The 20,569-nt window shown below is 71.2% G+C and carries 20 protein-coding genes; 13 read left to right on the top strand and 7 right to left on the bottom strand.

Going from position 1 to position 20,569, the window contains the following annotated elements; translation table 11 throughout:
* The first annotated feature begins 17 nt into the window (after positions 1-17).
* From VGK78_RS17525 to VGK78_RS17535, 3 genes are all read left to right on the top strand, one after another.
* A complete protein-coding gene (locus VGK78_RS17525; protein ID WP_331529012.1) occupies positions 18-629 on the top strand; it encodes an N-acetyltransferase in 612 nt (203 codons plus the stop codon).
* A 31-nt stretch (positions 630-660) separates the two neighbouring features.
* Entirely contained in the window at positions 661-1,026 is a 366-nt protein-coding gene (locus tag VGK78_RS17530; protein WP_331529013.1) for a hypothetical protein, read from the top strand.
* Positions 1,027-1,333: 307 nt separating this feature from the next.
* The gene (locus VGK78_RS17535; RefSeq protein WP_331529014.1) at positions 1,334-2,215 is read left to right on the top strand and encodes an SGNH/GDSL hydrolase family protein; all 882 of its coding nucleotides are present in this window, start codon (positions 1,334-1,336) and stop codon (positions 2,213-2,215) included.
* Positions 2,216-2,240: 25 nt separating this feature from the next.
* On the opposite strand, the gene VGK78_RS17540 is transcribed toward VGK78_RS17535, so the two are convergent.
* Genes VGK78_RS17540 through VGK78_RS17550 form a run of 3 tightly spaced genes read right to left on the bottom strand, consistent with a single transcriptional unit; the run spans position 2,241 to position 6,225 of the window.
* Complete coding sequence (locus VGK78_RS17540; protein WP_331529015.1) at positions 2,241-2,765, bottom strand: DinB family protein; 525 nt, start codon at positions 2,763-2,765, stop codon at positions 2,241-2,243.
* A complete protein-coding gene (locus tag VGK78_RS17545) occupies positions 2,762-4,090 on the bottom strand; it encodes a M20/M25/M40 family metallo-hydrolase (RefSeq protein ID WP_331529016.1) in 1,329 nt (442 codons plus the stop codon). Before VGK78_RS17545 ends, VGK78_RS17540 begins: the two co-directional genes overlap by 4 nt.
* The gene (locus VGK78_RS17550; protein ID WP_331529017.1) at positions 4,087-6,225 is read right to left on the bottom strand and encodes a prolyl oligopeptidase family serine peptidase; all 2,139 of its coding nucleotides are present in this window, start codon (positions 6,223-6,225) and stop codon (positions 4,087-4,089) included. Before VGK78_RS17550 ends, VGK78_RS17545 begins: the two co-directional genes overlap by 4 nt.
* A 30-nt stretch (positions 6,226-6,255) precedes the next feature.
* On the opposite strand from VGK78_RS17550, the gene VGK78_RS17555 reads away from it, so the two are divergent.
* Genes VGK78_RS17555 through VGK78_RS17590 form a run of 8 tightly spaced genes read left to right on the top strand, consistent with a single transcriptional unit; the run spans position 6,256 to position 14,693 of the window.
* Positions 6,256-8,094, top strand: coding sequence for an ABC transporter substrate-binding protein (locus VGK78_RS17555; protein ID WP_331529018.1), 1,839 nt, complete (start codon positions 6,256-6,258; stop codon positions 8,092-8,094).
* A 13-nt stretch (positions 8,095-8,107) separates the two neighbouring features.
* Positions 8,108-9,154: an ABC transporter permease gene (locus VGK78_RS17560; protein ID WP_331529019.1), complete on the top strand. Its 1,047-nt coding sequence runs from the start codon at positions 8,108-8,110 to the stop codon at positions 9,152-9,154.
* Complete coding sequence (locus VGK78_RS17565; protein WP_331529020.1) at positions 9,151-10,071, top strand: ABC transporter permease; 921 nt, start codon at positions 9,151-9,153, stop codon at positions 10,069-10,071. The genes VGK78_RS17560 and VGK78_RS17565 overlap by 4 nt, the downstream gene beginning before the upstream one ends.
* Positions 10,071-11,063, top strand: coding sequence for an ABC transporter ATP-binding protein (locus VGK78_RS17570; RefSeq protein ID WP_331529021.1), 993 nt, complete (start codon positions 10,071-10,073; stop codon positions 11,061-11,063). The genes VGK78_RS17565 and VGK78_RS17570 overlap by 1 nt, the downstream gene beginning before the upstream one ends.
* Complete coding sequence (locus tag VGK78_RS17575) at positions 11,060-12,079, top strand: ABC transporter ATP-binding protein (protein ID WP_331529022.1); 1,020 nt, start codon at positions 11,060-11,062, stop codon at positions 12,077-12,079. The genes VGK78_RS17570 and VGK78_RS17575 overlap by 4 nt, the downstream gene beginning before the upstream one ends.
* Positions 12,051-13,151, top strand: coding sequence for an aromatic ring-hydroxylating dioxygenase subunit alpha (locus VGK78_RS17580; protein ID WP_331529023.1), 1,101 nt, complete (start codon positions 12,051-12,053; stop codon positions 13,149-13,151). The genes VGK78_RS17575 and VGK78_RS17580 overlap by 29 nt, the downstream gene beginning before the upstream one ends.
* Entirely contained in the window at positions 13,144-14,295 is a 1,152-nt protein-coding gene (gene solA, locus VGK78_RS17585) for an N-methyl-L-tryptophan oxidase (protein ID WP_331529024.1), read from the top strand. Before VGK78_RS17580 ends, solA begins: the two co-directional genes overlap by 8 nt.
* 38 nt (positions 14,296-14,333) lie before the next feature.
* Positions 14,334-14,693, top strand: coding sequence for a hypothetical protein (locus VGK78_RS17590; protein ID WP_331529025.1), 360 nt, complete (start codon positions 14,334-14,336; stop codon positions 14,691-14,693).
* A gap of 12 nt (positions 14,694-14,705) precedes the next feature.
* Here VGK78_RS17590 and VGK78_RS17595 read toward each other — a convergent pair whose 3' ends face one another.
* From VGK78_RS17595 to VGK78_RS17610, 4 genes are all read right to left on the bottom strand, one after another.
* Positions 14,706-15,206 (bottom strand): GNAT family N-acetyltransferase, encoded by a 501-nt coding sequence (locus VGK78_RS17595; RefSeq protein ID WP_331529026.1) that lies wholly within the window; start codon positions 15,204-15,206, stop codon positions 14,706-14,708.
* Between the two features lie 101 nt (positions 15,207-15,307).
* Positions 15,308-15,463 (bottom strand): hypothetical protein, encoded by a 156-nt coding sequence (locus tag VGK78_RS17600; protein WP_331529027.1) that lies wholly within the window; start codon positions 15,461-15,463, stop codon positions 15,308-15,310.
* Positions 15,464-15,586: 123 nt separating this feature from the next.
* A complete protein-coding gene (locus VGK78_RS17605; protein ID WP_331529028.1) occupies positions 15,587-17,506 on the bottom strand; it encodes a CocE/NonD family hydrolase in 1,920 nt (639 codons plus the stop codon).
* Positions 17,503-18,591: a P1 family peptidase gene (locus VGK78_RS17610; protein ID WP_331529029.1), complete on the bottom strand. Its 1,089-nt coding sequence runs from the start codon at positions 18,589-18,591 to the stop codon at positions 17,503-17,505. The genes VGK78_RS17605 and VGK78_RS17610 overlap by 4 nt, the downstream gene beginning before the upstream one ends.
* 56 nt (positions 18,592-18,647) lie before the next feature.
* Here VGK78_RS17610 and VGK78_RS17615 point away from each other — a divergent pair, with 56 nt between their 5' ends.
* Together VGK78_RS17615 and VGK78_RS17620 are read left to right on the top strand one after the other, a co-directional pair.
* Entirely contained in the window at positions 18,648-19,697 is a 1,050-nt protein-coding gene (locus tag VGK78_RS17615; protein ID WP_331529030.1) for a histone deacetylase family protein, read from the top strand.
* A 9-nt stretch (positions 19,698-19,706) separates the two neighbouring features.
* Positions 19,707-20,567: an NUDIX hydrolase gene (locus tag VGK78_RS17620; protein ID WP_331529031.1), complete on the top strand. Its 861-nt coding sequence runs from the start codon at positions 19,707-19,709 to the stop codon at positions 20,565-20,567.
* The last annotated feature ends 2 nt before the right edge of the window (positions 20,568-20,569 follow it).

The following is a 20,569-nucleotide window of genomic DNA, read 5'->3' on the forward strand; positions in this document are numbered from 1 at the left end:
CGTGTCAGGTTTGCTCCATGGCTTTCGAGGTCCGCCCCGAGCAGCCGGTCGACCGGGACGACGTGCTGCGGGTGATCGCGGCGGCGTTCGGGGACGGCGGGCGTGAGGAGCACGGTCTCCAGGTCGCCGACATCTGGGCGAGCCTCGGCCGTCACCGGCGGGCCGGCCTCGTCGTCGAGCAGGGGGGCCACGTGCTCGGGCATGTCGGGCTGAGCAGCGCTTGGGTGGACGCGCGTCGCCTGCTGGTCGAGGTGTGGGTGCTGAGCCCCCTGTCGGTCCTGCCCGAGCGCCAGGGGCAGGGGATCGGCACGGCGCTGGTCGAGGCGGCGGTCGGGACGGCGCGGCGCAGCGGTGTACCGGCGCTGTTCCTGGAAGGCAGCCCGGACTACTACGGAACGCGCGGCTTCGAGCGCGCCGACCGGCACGGCTTCCTCCCCGCGGCGCTCGAGCGCACGCCACGCCCGGCGTTCCAGTGCGTGCTCTTCGAGGGCCACGAGGAGTGGATGGCCGGGCAGCTGATCTATCCCGCGGTCTGGTGGGAGCACGACGCGGCAGGACTCCGGGACCCCCGCCTCGCCGAGGTGGAGGAGCGGCTCAGGTCGGCATCGGCCGAATCGATCGAGAGTTGACTCGAACACACGTTCGACTCAGAATGAGGGCATGCTCGTCGCACCGCCCGGCTGGCCACGCCAGGTCCGCCCACCCGACGCCCCCGACTGGGAGCGCACGGCGTGCAACTGGCTGCTCGACCAGTGCCCGCCCGACTACCGCGCCTACCCGGCCCTGCGTCGTCATCCGGTGGTGCTGGCGCGCTTCGCCCTCCTGCACATCGGGGCCAGCCAGGCGGCCTGCCGGCGCGGTCTGAGCGAGGCGCGCTCGGCGCTACGCGAGGTCGCCGACCTCGACATCGTCGAGGCCGCGATCACGACCTGGCAGGCCGAGGAGGCCCGGCTGCTCGGCGTACGCCGGGAGGCCGGGCTCGTCGAGGAGGCGCTGCGAGGACGCCGCTACCGCGCGCGACTCTGAGGCACCTGTCGCAGTTGCAACCTCCGCGGGCAGTGACTTCATTTCCGGTGACTCCATGTCCGGTGACGCCATGACCGGTGACTCCATGTCCGGTGACGCCATGGCGACGACGAGGGGAGCAGCTGTTGTCCGGTGTCGATCTCGTGAACTCCCCGGAGCGCGGCGAGATCACCTTCGTCCACCAGGTCAGGTCACCCGAGCGGCGGTTGTACGAACGTTCGTACAACCGAGGAGAAGGTGCCTGGAGTCGTGACGCGATCAAGGGCCTGCTCGTTGAGCCGGGCATCCGACCCCGGAAGGTCCCGTCATGCGCCGTCGCACCCTCGCCTCGTTCACCGCCTCTGCCGCGTCTCTCGCAGCAGCGCTCACCGCGGTCGCCGCCGTCAACGCCCCCACGCAGGCCGCCCAGACATCGGCGGCGGGGATGCGGTATGTCGCGCTCGGCGACTCCTACAGCGCGGCCTCGGGGGTGTACCCGCCGGACCCGACCAGTCCCTTCTGCGCACGGTCGACGGCCAACTACCCGCACGTGATCGCGGCGAAGACCGGGGCGCGCCTCACCGACGTGACCTGCGGCGGCGCGGAGACCAAGGACTACACGCAGAGCCAGTACCCGGGCGTCGCGCCCCAGCTGGACGCCGTGCACCGGCGCACCCGACTGGTCACGATGACCATCGGCGGCAACGACAACAACACGTTCATCGGCGCGATCGTGAAGTGCGGCGCTGCCGGGCTCTCGACGCTGGGGCAGGGGAGCCCGTGCCGCGACATGTACGGCAACCGGTTCAGCCACGACATCCGGCAGAAGACCTACCCGGCCCTCGTCACGGCGCTGAAGGCGGTGCGGCACAAGGCGCCGCACGCGCGCGTCGCGATCCTCGGCTACCCGTGGGTCCTGCCCCCGACCATGGGCTGCTTCGACAAGATGCCGGTCGCGAAGGGCGACGTGCCCTACCTGCGCGGGGTGCAGGCCACGCTCAACGACGCCGTACGCCGTGCGGCCGAGGCCACCGGTGCGACGTACGTCGACTTCAGCCGGGTCTCCGAGGGCCACGACGCCTGCCAGCCGATGGGCGTGCGGTGGATCGAGCCGGTGCTGCAGGGCACCAACCCGGTGGTCGTGCACCCGAACGCCCTGGGCGAGAGGCACATGGCGAAGCGGACGATGCGGGTGCTGCACCTGGGCTGAGTCCCACAGGTGAGCCTCAGAGGGCTCAGCCTTCCTCGCCGGTCGCCCCGTCGAGCAGCTCGCGGGCGATGTCGAGGTGCCCGGCGTGCCGGGCGTACTCCTGGAGCAGGTGGAGCAGGATCCACTGCAGCTGCGGGGCGGAGGCCTGGTCGGCGAACCGCCCGCCCACCCGCGCCACGTCGCTCAGCTGGTGGGCCTCGACGATCTCCCGGGTACGGGCCGCCGTCTCGTCGAGCATCGACCGCAGCTCGCCGACCGGCACGTCCAGGGTGATCCACCCGCCGTCCTCGGAGGCGTCGCGCCAGGGGTCCGGAACCCGCTCGGCGAGGAACCCCCACACCAGCCAGCGCCGCTCGACGTTCACCAAGTGGTGGACGAGCCCGGCCGGTGTCCACCCCGACGGCACGGTCGAGCCGACCAGATCGTCGGCGGAGAGACCGTCCAGCTTGCCCGCGACCACGCCGCGGAAGAAGTCCAGGTAGTCCAGCAGCAGGCCCCGGAGGTCGGAGGTCGACGCCGGCTCGGGGAACGCCGTGTGTGGCGAGGTCATCCCAGCACCCGCCGCGCCAGGTCGATGTGGAACCTGGTGGAGAGCAGCAGGTCGTCGACGTGCACCCGCTCGTTCGCGTTGTGGTAGCCCGACTCGAGCACGGAGTTCGGGGTGGTCCGGAACGGGCTGAAGCCGTACGCGTGGGTGCCGCCCGCCGCACGGAGGAAGTTGCTGTCGGTGAAACCCGTGCACAGCGTCGGCAGCAGGGTCGCCGAGTCGCCCTCGGCCTCGAGGAACGCCGCGATGGCGGCAGGGACGACGCCCTCGACGGGTGAGCTCGAGGCCTCGACCATCGCCTCGGGCCAGGTCAGCTCGTAGGGGATGTCGTCGCCCAGCAGCGACCGGACGCGACCCTCGACGTCGGCGTGCGTCGTACCGGGCACGATCCGGATGTCCACCTCGGCGGTGGCGCGGGCCGGCATCACGTTCCGCTTGTTCGAGCCCCACAGCATGGTCGGGGCCAGGGTCGAGCCCATCAGCGACCGGATCGTGTCCCCGAGCCCGTCGTACAGGGTCTCCGCCTCGGCGAGGGCGGCGACCAGGTCCGGCTCGTCGCGACCGAGCAGTGCCCGGAGCATGGCCGTCGCCTCCGGTGCGGTGGTCGGCTCCGGCAGGCCGTCGCCGAGCCGGGGGAGCAGCCGGGCCAGGAGTGGTACGGCGTTCCGGCCCAGGGTCGGCACCGACGCGTGCCCGGCCTCCCCGACCGCGGTCACCTGCACCGGGAGAGTGCCCTTCTCGCCGATCGAGTAGCAGACCACCTCGCGGCCGTCCGAGAGCGGCAGACGCTCGCCGCCGCCCTCGTTCACGCTGTGCGTCGGCCGGACGTCGGGGCGCTCCTCGAGCAGCCAGCGCATCCCGACGTCGGCGAACCCGTCCTCCTCGTCCGCCACGGCGACGAACCACAGGTCGCCACGGGGCCGGAAGCCGGACCGCGCAAGCTCCGCCATCGCGACCGCACGTGCGGCCACCTCGTTCTTCATGTCGACGGCGCCGCGGCCCCACAGCCACCCGTCGTCGTCCACGACGGCCTCGAACGGCGGGTGCGTCCAGTCGCGCGGGTCGCACGGCACCACGTCGGTGTGACCGACGAAGGCCAGCGACTCGGCGCCGGCATCCGAGCCGGGTAGCCGCGCCACCAGGTTCGCCCGGTGCGGCTCCCGGGCGACGACCTCGACCTCGACACCGAAGCCGCGGAGGTAGCCGGCCAGGTACTCCGCACACAGGGTCTCGTTGCCCAGCCCGGGCTCGCGGGCGTTGGTGGTGTCGCACCGGATCAGGTCGCGCGCGACCTCGATCACCTCGTCGTGCAGGGACGTGTCGGTCATGCGCGCACCCCACCGTCTGCCACACCCAGCCGGTCGAGGACCCACGCGTAGATCTCGGCCTCGTACGCCAGGTGACCGATCCGGCCCGACGGCCCCACGTGCGCGCCCGCGCTGGTCTCGCAGCGGAACAGCAGCCGCGGCGACCATTCCGGGTCGCTCAAGCGGAGCGCGGCCACCCACTTGGCCGGTTCGCGGACCATCACCCGCGGGTCGTTCACGGCGCCGGTGACGAGGAGGTCGGGGCGAGACCCGGCTGCGGGGATGTTGTCGTACGGCGAGTAGGCGCGCATCCAGTCGAACTCCTCGCGCACCCGCGGGTCACCCCACTCCTCCCACTCGGTGATGGTCAGCGGGATGGTCTCGTCGAACATCGTCGTCACCACGTCCACGAAGGGCACCTCGGCCACCACCGCACGCCACCGGTCCGGTCGCTGGCTGAACACGGCACCCTGCAGCAGCCCGCCGGCGCTCAGCCCGCGGGTAGCGATCCGGTCTCCGTCCACCAGGCCCTCACGCGCGAGCCCGTCGGCGACCGCGATCTGGTCGTCGAACGTGTGCTGCTTGCGCTGCATGCTGCCGTCCAGCCACCAGCGGCGTCCGCCCTCGCCGCCGCCGCGGATCAGCGCGTGCACCCACACGACGCCGCGGTCGAGCACGCTCGGCAGGCCGGGATCCCACTCGGGCTCGTCGACCGCCTCGTAGGAGCCGTACGCGTAGATCAACGCCGGAGCCGACCCGTCCAGTGGGGTGTCGAGGTGGCGAAGGACCACGGCGGGCACCGACGTCCCGTCGGGCGCCGGGAAGGTACGCCGTTCGACGGCGTAGGCGTCCGGGTCGAAGGCCGGGGCCTCGCCGCGGTGGACCTCGGTGGCCTCTCCGGTGTGCAGGTCGACCGACGACCAGACCGGTGGCCGCAGGTAGGTCTCGTCGCAGACGGTGACGGCCGGGGCGTCGTACAGGTCGTTGCGGGCCAGGTCGAGGCATCCCGCGGCCCCTTGGCTGCGGAGGACGATCCCGTCGCCGGCGAGGTCCTCGTGAGGCACCACCCGCAGCCGGTGCTGGGTCTCCGCACGGAAGGAGAGCACGACCGTGTCGGCGAAGGCGTCGGCACGCAGCAGGCGCTCCGCCGGGTTCTCCGCGCGCACCTCCGACCACGCCGTGTGGTCCTGGTCGGCGGTGCGGGGCACCGGCGCCGACATCAGCCGGAACTCGACGGCACCGTCGTTGGTCACGACGAGGAGGCGGTCGCCGCTCACCGCCGGGGCGTGCTCGACCTGGTACAGGACCCCGTGCCGCCGCCCGCCGACCGAGCGCGGGACCCCGTGCGGGTCGGTGCCGTCCAGCACCCACGCCTCGCTGGTCGAGCGGCTCTCACTCCAGATCACCACGACGTCGCCGGTCCGGGGTGCCCGCACGCTCAGCTCGAACCGCTGGTCCGGCTCCTCGAGGACGAGCTCGTCCGAGGCTGCATCGGTGCCGACCCGGTGCCGCCAGACCTGGTGCGGCCGGTAGGCGTGGTCGTGCACCGTGTAGAAGAAGAAGCGCGAGTCTCCGCTCCAGGCACCGCCGTAGTAGCTGCGCGCCACGAGGTCGGGCAGGTCCGCGCCGGTGCGCAGGTCGCGGAACCTCAGCTCGAACACCTCGTCGCCCTGGGTGTCGATGCTGTAGGCGAGCAGGTTCTCGTCCGGACTCACCGAGGCGATACCGAGATCGAGGTAGCCGGTGCCGCGGTCCTCGGCGTTGATGTCGAAAAACAGAGATGAAGATTCGGATTCGGTCGTTGACCCGGCCTCTGAATCATGATTCAGTCGCCAGAGTTCGGCGTAGTCGCTGTTCACGGGGTGGCGGGTCCAATAGGTGAACCTCCTGCGGGACCAGCGGGCTGACTCGTCGACGGCCGGTAACCGCGACAGCATCTCCGCCTTCAGGGCGGATCTGAGGGGTTCCAGATGGACAGTGGACGCGTCGTAGAAAGCCCGCTCGGCGACGAGATGGTCGAGCACGGCGGGGTCGTCCCCGCCCAGCCAGTGGAAGGGGTCCGGTCGCTCGATCCCGTGCTCGGCGTGGCTGAACGGCCGGCGCTCGGCGAGGGGCGGAGCCGGGGCGGTCGATGGGGCACTCGGCGGGTTCGACACGGCGGCCACCGTACCGCCGGAGCGCTGCTCGTGGCGCTCGGACTACTGCTCGCCACGATGCTGCCCGGGCTCGCGATCGGGGCGCCGGCCCAGGGCAAGGACAAGGTCGTCTTCCACGTCGCGATGCTCGGCGAGGGCGTGGACTCGCTGAACCCGTTCCTCGGGTTCCAGGCACCGTCGTACGAGATGTGGGGGCTCACCTACGACTACCTGGTGGGCTACTCGATGAAGGACATGTCGCCCGAGCCGGACCTCGCGACGAAGTGGACGACGTCCCCCGACGGCAAGACGTGGACGTTCACCGTCCGCACCGGCGTGAAGTTCTCCGACGGTGTGCCACTGACGGCCAAGGACGTCGCCTACACCTACAACCGGGTGCTCCACGGCACGGTCGAGGGCACCAACTGGATCTCCTACCTCACCGGCGTGAAGTCGGTGACGGCGCCCAACGACACCACCGTGGTGCTGAAGCTCAAGCAACCGGTCGCCACGCTGCCCCTGCTCCCGATCCCGATCGTGCCCGAGCACATCTGGAAGAACGTCAGCGAGAAGCAGATCAAGAGCTACGCCGCCGAGCCGCAGGGCGGGAAGCCGGTCGTCGGGTCCGGCCCGTTCCGTCTCGTGCAGGGGACCGCCGACGGTCAGACCTTCAAGTTCGAGGCCAACCCGGGTTACTGGGGCGGGGCGCCGCACATCGACGAGGTCATCTTCCAGTTCTACAAGAACGACGACTCCGCGGTGCAGGCCCTGATCAAGGGTGAAGCCGACTTCGTCGAGGGCATCACCGCCCTCGAGGTCAAGAGCCTCCAGGGCAAGCCCGGCATCCAGGCCCACAACGGCAACTCGCCCGGCTTCGACGAGATCGCCTTCAACGCCGGCTCGGTGTCGGCGGCCACGAACGGTCACCCGATCGGCAACCCCAACCCGGCCGTGCTCGACCCGAAGTTCCGCCACGCCCTCGGCTACGCCCTCGACCTGCCGACACTGATCAAGAAGGTGTACCAGGGCGCCGGCCTGCCGGGCACCACGATCGTCCCGCCCAACTACACGCAGTACCACTGGGAGCCGCCGGCCGGCCAGAAGTTCACCTTCGACCTCGACAAGGCCGGCCAGCTGCTCGACGCCGCCGGGTACAAGAAGGGCTCCGACGGGCTGCGGACGCTGCCGAACGGCAAGCCGATCGGCACGCTGCGGCTCGCCGCTCGCTCCGACTCGCCGACGTCGTTGCACACCATGGCCTACTTCAAGACCTGGCTCTCCGACCTCGGCATCAAGTCGCAGGTGTCGACGTACAGCTCCAGCCAGCTGACCGACCAGATCTACAAGGGCAACTACGACGCCTTCCAGTGGGGCTGGTACGTCGAGCCCGATCCGGACTCGATGTTGAGCTACATGACCTGTGGCCAGCGGCAGGGCTCTTCCGACTCCTTCTACTGCAACAAGCAGTACGACGCCCTCTACAACGCCCAGCACGTCGCGACCGACCACGCCAAGCGCGTGGCGGACATCAAGAAGATGCAGGAGATCCTCTACCGCGACTCGCCGTACCTGGTCACGGCGTACTCCTCGATCGGTGAAGCCGTGGCGAGCGACCGGTTCGCCTGTCTGGTGACCCAGCCCAACCCGGGCGGTGTCTGGCTCGAGCAGTACGGCGTCTACAACTACGTGCACATGCAGCCCGCGTCCGCCGGCGCGAAGTGCGACGCAGCTCCGGGGCTCACCGGTGCGGTCAAGGCGTCCGCGAGCACGGACAGCTCGTCGTCGACCGGGCCCTTCCTGATCGGGGTCGGCGTGGTCGTGGTGCTCGTCCTGATCGGGGGCGGTGTCCTGATGATGCGTCGTCGTTCGACAGTCGCGGATCGCGAGTGACCCGGGTCGCCGGATGACGCTGGTCGCGGACCCCGGCCTCGTCGCCGAGGGCGAGGAGGCCGAGGGCGGTTCGAGACGTCGTGGGTACGGCTCGTACGTCGCGCTCAAGGTGCTCGGGGCGATCGGCAGTCTCTGCTTCATGCTGGTCGTCAACTTCCTGCTCTTCCGGGTCCTGCCGGGTGACCCGGCGAAGACGCTCGGCCGCGGCCGCCTGACGAGCCAGGCGCAGGTCGACGCGTTCAACAAGACCTACGGGCTCCACGAGCCGATGCCCCAGCAGTTCCTCACGTTCCTGAAGAACATCGCGCACGGCGACCTCGGGATCTCGCTGCAGTATCGGCTCCCGGTCTCGCAGCTGCTCATGGACCGGCTCTGGCCCACGCTGCTACTCGTCGGCACCTCGACGATCCTGGCCACGCTGATCGGGGTCTACCTCGGGATCCGCGGAGCCTGGAACCGCGGCGGCCTGTTCGACCGGATCTCGACCGGGACCTCGCTCACGCTCTACTCCATGCCGGAGTGGTGGCTCGGCCTACTGCTGATCGCCGGTCTGGGGGTGGGGTTCGCGTTCGTGCCCGGGTTGTTCCCGACCGGGGGGCTCCACTCCCCGAACGTCGATCCGAACTCGCTGCACGGCGTCTTCGACACCGTGTGGCACCTCGTGCTCCCGGTGACCACGCTGACCCTGGCCTACCTCGCGGACTACTCGTTGATCATGCGCAGCTCGCTGCTCGACGAGCTGGGCGAGGACTACCTGCAGACCGCCCGGGCCAAGGGCCTGCGCGACGTGCAGGTGCGCAACCGGCACGCCGTACGCAACGCGATGCTGCCGACGACCACCATCATCGCCCTCAACATCGGCTTCGTGGTGTCGGGCGCCATCACCGTGGAGACGGTGTTCTCGATCCCCGGCCTCGGTCTGCTCTCGACCGACGCCATCGGGGTGCCCGACTTCTGGGTGCTCCAGGGCGCCTTCCTGATCGCCAGCGCCGGCGTCATCCTCGCCAACCTCGTCGCCAACCTGATCTACGGCTGGCTCGACCCGAGAGTCCGGACATGACGACGTCGGAGATCTCGGTCTCGCCGCGCCTCTCGGCCCGCCAGCTCGCCAGGCGGCGACGCGTGGCGACGTGGAGGCGGGGCTGGGCACAGTTCCGCACGCACCGCAGCGGCATGATCGGTCTCGGCATCCTGGTGGTCTTCATCGGGGTCGCCCTGGCGGCGCCGCTCATCGCGAGCCGCAGTGGGCTCGACGTGACCCGGGCGAACGGTCCGGTCCTGGGCGCACCGTCGGGGCACTACCTGCTCGGGACCGACGAGAACGGCCGCTCCGTGCTCACCCTGCTGATCTGGGGGTCGCGGATCTCGCTGCTGGTCGGGCTGATGGCGACCCTGATCTCGATGGTGATCGGCACGCTGGTCGGCCTGGTGTCCGGGTTCTTCCCCGGCTGGGTGGGGCGGATCTTCTTCCGGCTCACCGAGTGGTTCCTGGTGATCCCGTTCCTTCCGCTCGCGATCGCGCTGGCGACCGTGCTCGGACGGTCGCTCTTCAACATCATCCTCGTGATCGGGGTGACCTCGTGGCCCGGCACGGCACTGCTGATCCGCAGCCAGACGCTCTCGATCAAGGAGCGCCCGTACGTCGAGCGCGCGCAGGCGATCGGGGCGGGACGCTGGCACCAGATGGGCAAGCACGTGCTGCCGAACGTGATGCCGATGGTCTTCGCCAACACGACGTTGACCGTCGCGATCGCGATCCTCTCCGAGACCACGCTGAGCTTCCTCGGGCTCGGCGACCCGACCCGCACCTCCTGGGGCACGATGCTCGACGACGCGTTCCAGGTGGGTGCGATCACGACCGGCTGCTGGTGGTACATCGTGCCGCCCGGCGTCTGCGTCGTCCTCGTCGTCCTGGCCTTCACCCTGATCGGCCAGGCCCTCGAGGAGGTCCTCAACCCGCGGCTGCGGAGCCGGTGATGTCCGACCCCTTGCTCGCGATCCGCGACCTCCACGTCACCTACGCCACCGGCGACGGTCCGCTGCCGGCCGTGCGCGGCGTCGACGTGACCGTCGACCGGGGCCAGATCGTCGGCGTCGCGGGCGAGTCGGGCTGCGGCAAGTCCACGCTGGCGAGCACGGTGCTCCGGCTCCAGCCGCCGAGCGCGCAGGTCTCCGGCGAGGTGCTCGTCAACGGCCGCGACGTCCTCACCATGCGCTGGGGCGAGCTCCGCGCGGTCCGGTGGGCCGGGGCCTCGATCGTGTTCCAGGGAGCTCTGCACTCGCTGAACCCGGTCCACCGGGTCGGGACACAGATCGCGGAACCGCTCCGCATCCACCAGCCCACGCTCGGTGAGGCCCGGATCCGGGGGCGGGTGGCCGAGCTGCTCGACCAGGTCGGACTGGACCCCGACCGCGCGCGCAGCTACCCGCACCAGCTCTCGGGCGGCCAGAAGCAGCGGATCATGATCGCGATGGCGTTGGCCTGCGACCCCGAGCTCGTGGTCGCGGACGAGCCGACGACAGCGCTCGACGTGATGGTCCAGGCCCAGGTGCTCGACGTGCTCACCGAGCTGGTCCGCCGGCGGGGCGTCGGGATGATGATGATCAGCCACGACCTGTCCGTGCTCGCCCACCTGTGCGACCGGATCACGGTCATGTACGCCGGGCGCGTGGTCGAGGAGGGGGCCGCCGAGCAGGTCTTCGCCCGGCCGCTCCACCCGTACGCCGGAGCTCTCTCGGCCGCCTTCCCGCGGATCGGTGACCCGGCGGCACGGTTCGCCCCGTCCGGGCTGCCCGGCGACCCGCCCGACCCACGGAACCTGCCCGGCGGGTGCTCCTTCGCGCCGCGGTGCCCGCGTGCCGCCGACGTCTGTCTCCCCGCCGAGCCCGAGCTCACGCCGTACGCCGAGGGACGGGCCGCCGCCTGCGTGCGCGTCGGCGAACCCGACACCACGGAGGTCGCGTCGTGAGCGCCGAATTGTCCGCCCACGGGCTGCGCGTCGAGTTCACGACCCGGACCGGCCGGGTCGCCCGGGCGCTCGACGGCGCCGATCTGGTGGTGCGGGCCGGCGAGGTCGTGGCGTTGGTGGGGGAGTCGGGGTCGGGAAAGACCACGTTGGCCCGCAGCCTGGTCGGCCTGACCAGGCCCGCGGCCGGCGAGGTCCGGTGGGAGGGCCGGCCCCTGGACCGCTCGACCCGCGGGCTCAAGCGGCTGCGCCGTCATGCGCAGCTCGTGCTCCAGGATCCTCTCGGCGCCCTGAACCCGCGGCACACCGTCTACGAGTCGGTGGCGGAGGGCCTGCGGGTGCACCGGCTGGTGGCGGGCTCCGGCCGCACCGAGACCGAGCTCGTGGCACAGGCGCTCGCGTCCGCCGGCCTGCGCCCGCCCGAGGGGCTGTTCCTGCGCTACCCGCACGAGCTCTCGGGCGGTCAGCGGCAACGTGTCCTGATCGCCGGTGCCCTCGCGCTGCAGCCGCAGCTGCTGATCGCGGACGAGCCGGTGTCCAGCCTCGACGCGTCCATCCGGGGCGAGATCCTCGCGCTGCTGCTGCGGTTGCGCGAGGAGCTGGGCCTCGGCGTGCTCGTGGTCACCCACGACCTCGGCCTGGCGTGGAACATCGCCGACCGGATCGCGGTGATGTACCTGGGCCGCGTCGTCGAGTCCGGGCCGACCGAGGACGTGCTGACCTCTCCGCAGCACCCCTACACGCAGGCGCTGCTCTCCGTCGTACCCGAGATCGAGGGTCTCGAGCCGGTGGTCCTGCGCGGCGAGATCCCCGACCCGACGCGCATCCCGGCGGGCTGCCGGTTCCACCCGCGGTGTCCGGCGCTCGCGTCGGGCGAGGCGGACGCGGTCGCCGAGGCGTGTCGGCACACCGCGCTCGCGATCCTGTCCGGCGATCCTGAGGGTCACCGGAGCGCGTGCCACCTGGTTGCGTCCCGAGAGGAGGTCACCCATGACCCTGCAAGCCGCGCTGCCACGTGAGCTGTACGTCGATCCTCCGGCCTTCGAGCGGGAACGTGAACGGGTGCTCCTGCGGGAGTGGACCTGCGTGGGCCGGGTCGACGACCTGGGTCTCGACGAGCCGGAGCGGGTCGCCGTCGTCGAGGTGCTGGGCGAGTCGCTGCTGGTGACCTCGGACGCCGACGGCGCGCTGCACGCGGCGTACAACGTCTGTCGCCACCGGGGATCGCAGCTGTTCCCGACCGAGCCGGGCTCGGCGCCGCAGCTGTGCGCGGCGAGGTCGATCCGCTGCCCCTACCATTCCTGGACGTATGCCCTGGACGGCTCGCTCTTGCGCGCGCCGCACACCGAGGAGGGCGAGGTCGACCCGCCCGAGTTCTCCTTGCACGTCGTGGGCGCCGAGGAGTGGGGCGGGTTCGTCTTCGTGCATCCCACGCCGAGTAAGCAGGCGGCGCTGTCCGAGAGCGTGGGCCGGGCGACGCGCACGCTGGCCCACTACGACCTCGGGTCCCTGGTGACCGGGCTGACCCTGACCTACGACGTCGCGGCCAACTGGAAGGTGGTGGCCGAGAACTACAACGAGTGCTACCACTGCGGCCCGGTGCACCCCGAGCTGTCGCGGCTGGTGCCGTCGTTCGCCGGTGGCGGGCGCGGGCTCGACTGGGACGCGGGGATCCCGCACCGCGAGGGCGCGTGGACGTTCACCATGTCCGGGACGACCGAACGCGCTCCGCTGCCCGGGCTCGACGACGACGAGAGGACGCGGCACAAGGGCGAGCTGGTCTACCCCAACCTGATGCTGTCGTGCTCGGCCGACCACGTCGCCGCGTTCACGCTGCAGCCGCTGGCGGTCGACCGCACCGCGATCGAGTGCCGGCTGCTGTTCCATCCGGCCGAGGTCGCGCGGGCGTCGTTCGACCCCTCGGACGCGGGCGACTTCTGGGACATGGTGAACCGGCAGGACTGGGCCATCTGTGAGTCGGTGCAGCGCGGGATGTCCTCGCGTGCCTACACCCACGGGTGGTTCGCGCCGATGGAGGACGACTCGGCCGACATCCGTCACTGGCTGCTCCCGAGACTCGACCGTGAGTGACTACGACTACGTCGTCGTCGGCCTCGGGGCGCTCGGGGCGGCAGCTGCCTGGCAGCTGGCGTCGCGCGGGCACACGGTGGTGGGGCTCGAGCAGTTCGAGCTCGGCCACACCCGCGGCGCCTCCCACGACACCTCGCGGATCCTGCGGCACAGCTACCACACCCCTGCCTACGTCCGGCTGACCTGTGAGGCGTACGACGACTGGGCGCGGCTCGAGGCTGAGTCGGGGGAGCAAATGGTCACCGTGGTTGGCGGCCTCGACCTGTTCCCGCCGGACTGCGCGATCAGCCCCGTGGACTACGTCGGATCGCTGAGAGAGGTCGGCATCGCTTTCGAGGAGCTGTCGGCCGAGGAGATCCGCGCTCGGTGGCCGGTGTTCGACCCGCCTCCGGGGACGCGTGGGCTGTACCAGGCGCGTGGGGCGATCGTCCCGGCCGCGCGTGGCACAGCCGCGATGCAACGACTCGCGACGTCGTGCGGTGCCACGCTGCTGGGGTCCACGCGGGTGACCCGGGTGACCGACCACGCCTCGCACGTCGTCGTCGAGGCCGGGGACACGGCGTACACCTGTCGTGGGGTCGTGGTCGCCGCGGATGCGTGGACCAACCGGGTGCTGGTCGGCCTCGGGGTCGAGATCCCGCTGACGGTGACGCTCGAGCAGCCGACGTACTTCGCCCCGCCCCACCTCTCGGCGTTCCAGGACGTGCCGCTGTGGATCTGGATGGACGAGCCGTCGTACTACGGCTTCCCCTGCTATGGCGAGCCGACCGTCAAGGCGGCCCAGGACTGCGGCGGACCGGTGGTCGACCCGGACCGACGGACGACGGAGCCCGACCAGGAGATGCTCGACCGGCTGGCGGCGTTCATGCGGTCGCTGCTGCCGGGGAGCGGGCCGGTGGTCCGGTCGCTGCGTTGCCAGTACACGCTGACCCCCGACCGCGACTTCGTGCTCGCGCCGGTGCCCGACCACCCGGCCGTCGTGGTCGGTCTGGGTTCCGCGCACGGGTTCAAGTTCGCGCCGACGTTCGGTCGGATCCTGGCCGACCTGGTGACGACGGGCGAGACCACGTCCGACGTGTCGGCGTTCGGCTTCGACCGGCCGGGGCTCACCGATCCGGCGTACCAGGCGAACTGGATGGTGTGAGGCGTGCCGACCACCCCGCGGCTCCGTAGGGTGGCGGCATGAGCGATGACGCGGACCCGATCGCCTACAAGGCGCTGGCGAAGGGCACCCCGGTGCAGTCCAGTGACGGACAGGAGTTCGGCACCGTCGAGGCGGTGCTCGACGTGGAAGAGGTCGACGTCTTCGACGGGCTCGTCGTGCGGACGGCGGAGGGTCAGCGCTTCGTCGACGCCGACCGCGTCGGGCAGATCTTCACGACGCACGTCGTCACCACCCTGTCGGCGGCCGAGGCGGCGGAGCTTCCGATGCCCGACCAGGATCCGGTGTACGACGCCGTCGCCGACGACGACACGGGTCAGTCGCTGTCCGACCGGTTCGGCCGCATGTTCGGACGCGGGAAGTGGAAGCGGGAGCGCTGAGAGCCGACCCACTCAGCCGTCGCTGGTGAGGTCGCGCTCGTACCACGAGCCCTGCTTGCCCCCGATGTTGCTCGGGTCGGCCCGGCCCGCCTGGACGAACCCGTTGTTGGTCAGCACCTTCTGGGACGCGACGTTCGCATCGCTCGTGGCTGCCCGGAGCATGCGGAGCCCGTGGTCCGTCACCGCCAGCCGGCACATCTCCCTGACCGCGGCGCTCGCCACGCCGCGACCGGCCGCGGCCTGTGCCACCCGGTAGCCCAGCTCGGCCACGCCGTCCTCGGTGAAGATCAGGTTGAAGCGCCCCAGCACGGAACCGTCGTCCGAGACGAGCACGCGATAGGCGCCGCCGCCCGACTCCTGGTCGTGCAGCAACCAGGCGAGGCGCCCGGCGAACTGCTCGAAGTACTCGTCGCCACGGTCGGAGATGAAGCCGGCGAAGTACGCCCGGTTCTCCCGCTCGAAGGCCAGCACGGCCGTTTCATGGTCGGCTCGCAGTCGCTGCAGCTCGGGCACTGCTCGACAGTAACCAGAGCGCCCTCGGGGGAGCACGTCAGTTTCGTACGTCGAGCCGCAGCGGTGCTCGGCCCGGAGAGACGGGCCCGACGGGGGAGGAGTCAGCCGGAGTGGCCGGAGTGGCGGCTGAGATCGGTGCGCATCGCCATCAGCTGACGGTCGGTGTACCGGGCCCGCGCCCAGCTCTTGCGGACTGCCCTCGTGAGACGGACGACCTTCGGGGTCGGCTTCGACGAGGCGCGGACGGCGTACGACATGGTGCTTCCTTCGGACAGGCAGCGAGCACTTCTCGCTGCTCATATCGTGACAGATCGGCGCGGCCCAACCCGAACTTTCGCGTCCACTTCAGACGTGATTCGTAGCACTCGCTACAAAGCCCGTCAGCGCGGGATCGACTCCCGCCAGGCCCGTTCGCTGATCGACTCGCTGTCGAGCACCGCCTGGGTCCAGATGGAGACGTCGTACGACGTGGGGGTGACGTCGAGGGTCATCGTCGACCGCACGGTGACCTCGGTGCCGGGCCAGGCCAGTTCGAAGACGGTGGTGGCATGGGCGCGCTGAGCGAAGGTGCGGGTGTTGACCGAGACCTCGCCGAGGTACAGCTCGTGGGCGGTGCCGCCGTACGGCGTGGAGTAGCGCGAGTCGGAACGTGTCGTGGCCGACGTCGTGCGAGACAACACGTCGTGGTGGATCGACCAGCCGACACCCTCGGTCGTCTCCGACGAGTGCTCGGCGCCGGGCCCGAAGGCCGGAACGGGGAACTCGCCGTCGAGGAAGGGCAGCGTCAACGACGCCGTCCGCAGCGTCATCGAGACCGGCGCCGGGGGAGCGACCGTGTTCGGCCAGTCGGCCCCGGCCACGGACACCCGCAGCGTGTTGCCCGGAGTCCACTCGTAGGCGCACGCGTCCAGCACCACCTCGACGGCCACCTCGCGGCCGGGGACCAACGGCGACGGTGCGCCGTGCACCCCGTCGCGGTAGGCGAGGTCGAGCGACCCGCGGGTCACCAGCGCCGACGTGCCGTCGGGGAACACGTCGCAGAGCTTCACCGAGATCGACGCCCTCGGCTCGGTGGCCCACAGCCGTGCCCGGAAGACGGGGTGACCGACCACCGGTTTCGGCGGCGGCTCGACCTCCCAGGTCAGCGAGCGCTCGTCGTCGAGCCTCTGGTCGCCCGAGAGCCCCCACGGGAGGTGTCCGGCACAGTCGATCCACGCTGCCGTCCCGACGTCGGGGGCGACGGCGAGGGTGACCGGCGCGGTCAGGTCGAGCGTCGCCTCGGTCACCGGTGGCACCGACGGCAGCGCCACCCAGCGCCCCTCGTGCAGGTCGAGGTCGACCTCCGGCCGCGTCGACGCCCGCACGAAGACGTCGAGCCGGTCCTCGTGCTCGCCCGTGCCGCGCAGCCAGTGGTCGAACCACGCGACCAACTGCGCCTCGAAGTCGATCCGCGGACCCGGCATCGCCGTCGCCGGGTCGGCGTGCGCCCACGGCCCGGCCAGCAGCCGGTGGGGTACGCCGTGCCGGGCGAGCTCGGCGACCGTGCGGAAGGAGTTGTTGCGGTAGCCGTCGGCCCACCCGGACACGATCATCACCGGGCACCCGATCCGCTCGTAGCCGGAGGTGGTGCCGCCCAGCCGCAGCGACCCGTGGTCCCAGTACGGGCCGTGCCGGTTCTCCCGCAGCCAGGTCAGGAGCCACGGCTCGTTGGTCCGCAGCCGTCGTTCCCATTCCTCGCGCCAGTCGCGGCCGTCGACAGATCCCCACACCGCCGGCACCGGCGGCAGCACGCACATGGGCGTCATGTAGTGGTTGTAGTCGACGAGGTCCACCAGCCGTAGCGCGCCGCCCCGCCAGTGCACGTCGTCGGTCCACCGGTCGTCGGTCGCGTAGATCGCACAGATCGCCTTGAGCTCGGGCGGGCGTTCCGCCGCGATCTGCAGCGAGTTGAAGCCCGAGTACGACGTGCCCCACATCCCGATCTGCCCGTCACACCACGCCTGCTGGGCCAGCCAGGCGAACGCGTCGGGCAGGTCGGTCTGCTCCGCCTCCTGGTACTCGTCCAGCGCATCACCCGGCGACGACCCCGTGCCGCGCACGTCGATGCGCGCCACGGCGTACCCGTGCTTCTCGCAGAGGCTGCGGTAGGTCGTCGCGTACGACGAGGTCAGGTCGTCCTTGCGGTAGGGGAGCGCCTCCACCAGGCACGGCTGAGGTCCCGCGGCCTCGTCCGGGATGTACAGCGTCGCCGCCAGCCACAGGCCGTCGCGGACCGGGATCCGCGCCTCCTCGATCCTCACCGCAGCAGCCCCAGCACCTCGTCGTCGTACGCCGACGCGCTGGTGTTGCCGTCGCGCCCGACCACGGTCGGCGCGGTGAACATCGAGTTCAGCACCGACTCCTCGGCCGCCTCGACGACCGCGGCGAAGAGCGGGTCGAGCGCCCGGCCGGTCATCACCGGCGTCCCGTCGGGCTTCCCGTCGCGATCCATCCGCATCCCAGTGCCGAACGCCATGAAGATCTCCCCGCTGCCGTGGTGGGCGACCGAGCCGGCACGGGCCAGGCCGAGCCCCACCCGTCGGGCGAGCCTGGAGCACGACGCTCCGTCGACCGGCGCGTCGGTGACCACGATCCCGATGCACGACCCGTCACCTCGGTGGTCGAGCCCCGCCTCTCGGTGGTCGAGCGGAGTCGAGACCACGTCGCCCAGCCTCCGCCCCACGGGTACGCCGTTCACGACCAGCTCCTCGCGGGCGCCGAAGTTCGTCATCAGCAGCACCGCCACCGTGTGACCGCCGACGAGCCGCGAAGCCGTCCCGATGCCTCCCTTGAACCCGAGGCACGACATCCCGGTGCCCGACCCGACGGCCCCCTCGTCGGGTGGCGTCGACGATCCGCGTGAGGCCATCGCCGCGTCGTACGCGGCCACCACGTCCTCGTGCTCGACCTGCATCCGGCGGGCGTCGTTGAGGAACGAGTCGTCGCACTCCGCGACCACGGGGATGATGAAGTCGACCGCGCTGGAGGGGTTCACCTCGAGCTCGATCCGGCAGGCCGAGTCGTACACGCGGCCGAGCTGGAGCGTCGAGGTGAGGTAGACCGGGGTCTCGGCCGAACCCCACTCGGCAGCGGTGATGAAGCCCGTGCACTCGCCGGCGCCGTTCAGCACCGCGCCGCCCGCCGGGACGAGCCGGGTGAAGGCGTCCTCGGCCAGCACCAGACAGGTCACGCCGGTCCGCCCCACGCCCCGTCCCTCCGGCGGCGCGGGCTCGTCGCGCCACACGGTCGCGTGGCCGAGGCCGACACCCGGGACGTCGAGCACGGAGTTGGTCGGTCCGGTCGGGAGGGAACCGACCTGGATCCCCAGGTCACGGGCGCGCGGCATGCCGCCATCCAACCAGGACTGAACGGCCGTTGAGGAGGCTCTGCCATGCTGCGCGGGTGAGCATTCCGGTCGTCTGGTCGCCCGAGACGCGTCGCCACGAGCCGATGCGCGAGGTGTGGGTCGGGGTGCCCACGGACGGAACGGAGCTGCCCGAACGGGTCGACCGGATCCTCGACACCCTGAGCGACCACGAACGGGTGGAGGCGACGGAGCACGACGACGACGTCCTGAACAGGGTGCACGCCTCGGTGCTCGTCGACCACCTCCGCACCGTCCACGACAAATGGATGGAGGGCCCGTACGACGAGCTGGTCGGGCAGGACCGCGTGGTGCCGTACGTCTTCCCGACACCCGCGATGACCCAGGGCATGCCCATGACCACGGCGGCGGCGACGCACGGCCGGGCCGGCCAGTTCGGCTACGACACGATGACTCTCGTCGGGCCGGGCACCTGGTCGGCCGCCCGCGCCGCGGTCGACTGTGCCCTGACCGCGGTGGACCTCGTCGCCGACGGCGCCCCCACGGCGTACGCCCTCTGCCGGCCGCCCGGCCACCACGCCACCCGTGACGGCTACGGCGGCTCCTGCTACCTGAACAACGCGGCCGTGGCCGCCCAGGCGCTCCGCGATGCCGGGCACGCCACGGTCGCGGTCGTCGACCTCGACGCCCATCACGGGAACGGCACGCAGGCGATCTTCTGGGAGCGCGCCGACGTCCGCTACGGCTCGCTCCACGTCGACCCCGGCGCCGGCTGGTTCCCCCACTTCTTCGGGCACGCCCACGAGACGGGCTCCGGCGCCGGCGAGGGCGCCACCCGCAACCTCCCGCTGCCCGAGGGCACCGGCGACCGGCAGTGGCTCGAGGCGGTGCGCGAGCTGACTGAGTACGCCGCCGGCGCCGACGCCCTCGTCGTCTCTCTGGGGGTCGACGCCGCCGCGGAAGACCCCGAGAGCCCGCTCCAGGTCTCCGCCGAGGGGTACGCCGCGGCCGGGCGCCTGCTCGGCTCGCTCGGCGTCCCGTCGGTGCTGGTCCAGGAGGGCGGCTACCACCTGGAGACGATCGGCGGCCTGGTGGCCGCGTACCTCGACGGTCACACGGGTCGATAACGTCGAGGCGTGAGCCGTCGTCTGGTGGGCATCGTCCTCATCGACCGTCGAGGCTGGCCGCTCCTCCAGGAACGCGACGACAAGGCCCCCGTCAACCCCGACCAGTGGGCACTCGTCGGCGGTGCGGTCGAGGAGGGCGAGACCTTCGCCGAGGCGGCGGTCCGAGAGCTCGCGGAGGAGACGGAGGTCACCGGCGTCGAGCTCACCCTCGTGGACTCCTACGTCTACTTCTGCGACGACTGCGGTGACGAGCACGACGTGTCCCTCTTCCTGGCCCTCACCGACCTCACCGACGACGACGTCGTCTGCCACGAGGGACGTCGGATCGTGTTCGTCGACCCGCGCACGATAAGCACCCTGCCGTGGAGCCGGAACATCGTGCACGGGCTTCCGCGGGTGTTCGGCCATCCGGCGTACGTGGAGCGGTTCGGCCGGCTCGAGCCGCACAGCTTCGGCTGCGCCGTCCTCGTCGACGCCCAGGGGCGGGTGCTGCTGCAGGAGCGCGACGAGCACGCCCCGATCGACCCCGACCGTTGGGGGCTGCCCGGCGGCCATCTCGAGCACGGCGAGGACCCCGAGGCCGGCACCTACCGCGAGGTCGAGGAGGAGACCGGAGTCGAGCTCGAGCCCGGAACGCTGCGGCACTTCGAGACCTTCGAGGTGTACCACCCGCACTACGGCTCGGTCGACCACGTCCACCTGTACGTCGCACGGGTCGACCTGACCGACGACGACATCGACTGTCGCGAGGGGCGGCAGATCGTCTTCGTCGAGCCGGACCGCGCCCGCCGGCTCGACCTGACCATGACCGGAACGCTGGCCGTGCCGGCGTTCCTCGGGTCCGAGTCGTACCGGGCGATGACATCGTGACC

It is taken from the genome of Nocardioides sp., from assembly GCF_036503465.1.
Classification (GTDB): Bacteria; Actinomycetota; Actinomycetes; order Propionibacteriales; family Nocardioidaceae; genus Nocardioides.

Excerpts from the sequence above, each read along its gene's own strand:
- VGK78_RS17525 (WP_331529012.1), top strand. The coding sequence starts at position 18 with ATGGCTTTCGAGGTCCGCCCCGAGCAGCCGGTCGACCGGGACGACGTG.
- VGK78_RS17530 (WP_331529013.1), top strand. The coding sequence starts at position 661 with ATGCTCGTCGCACCGCCCGGCTGGCCACGCCAGGTCCGCCCACCCGAC.
- VGK78_RS17535 (WP_331529014.1), top strand. The coding sequence starts at position 1,334 with ATGCGCCGTCGCACCCTCGCCTCGTTCACCGCCTCTGCCGCGTCTCTC.
- VGK78_RS17540 (WP_331529015.1), bottom strand. The coding sequence starts at position 2,765 with ATGACCTCGCCACACACGGCGTTCCCCGAGCCGGCGTCGACCTCCGAC.
- VGK78_RS17545 (WP_331529016.1), bottom strand. The coding sequence starts at position 4,090 with ATGACCGACACGTCCCTGCACGACGAGGTGATCGAGGTCGCGCGCGAC.
- VGK78_RS17560 (WP_331529019.1), top strand. The coding sequence starts at position 8,108 with ATGACGCTGGTCGCGGACCCCGGCCTCGTCGCCGAGGGCGAGGAGGCC.
- VGK78_RS17565 (WP_331529020.1), top strand. The coding sequence starts at position 9,151 with ATGACGACGTCGGAGATCTCGGTCTCGCCGCGCCTCTCGGCCCGCCAG.
- VGK78_RS17570 (WP_331529021.1), top strand. The coding sequence starts at position 10,071 with ATGTCCGACCCCTTGCTCGCGATCCGCGACCTCCACGTCACCTACGCC.
- VGK78_RS17580 (WP_331529023.1), top strand. The coding sequence starts at position 12,051 with ATGACCCTGCAAGCCGCGCTGCCACGTGAGCTGTACGTCGATCCTCCG.
- VGK78_RS17590 (WP_331529025.1), top strand. The coding sequence starts at position 14,334 with ATGAGCGATGACGCGGACCCGATCGCCTACAAGGCGCTGGCGAAGGGC.
- VGK78_RS17600 (WP_331529027.1), bottom strand. The coding sequence starts at position 15,463 with ATGTCGTACGCCGTCCGCGCCTCGTCGAAGCCGACCCCGAAGGTCGTC.
- VGK78_RS17610 (WP_331529029.1), bottom strand. The coding sequence starts at position 18,591 with ATGCCGCGCGCCCGTGACCTGGGGATCCAGGTCGGTTCCCTCCCGACC.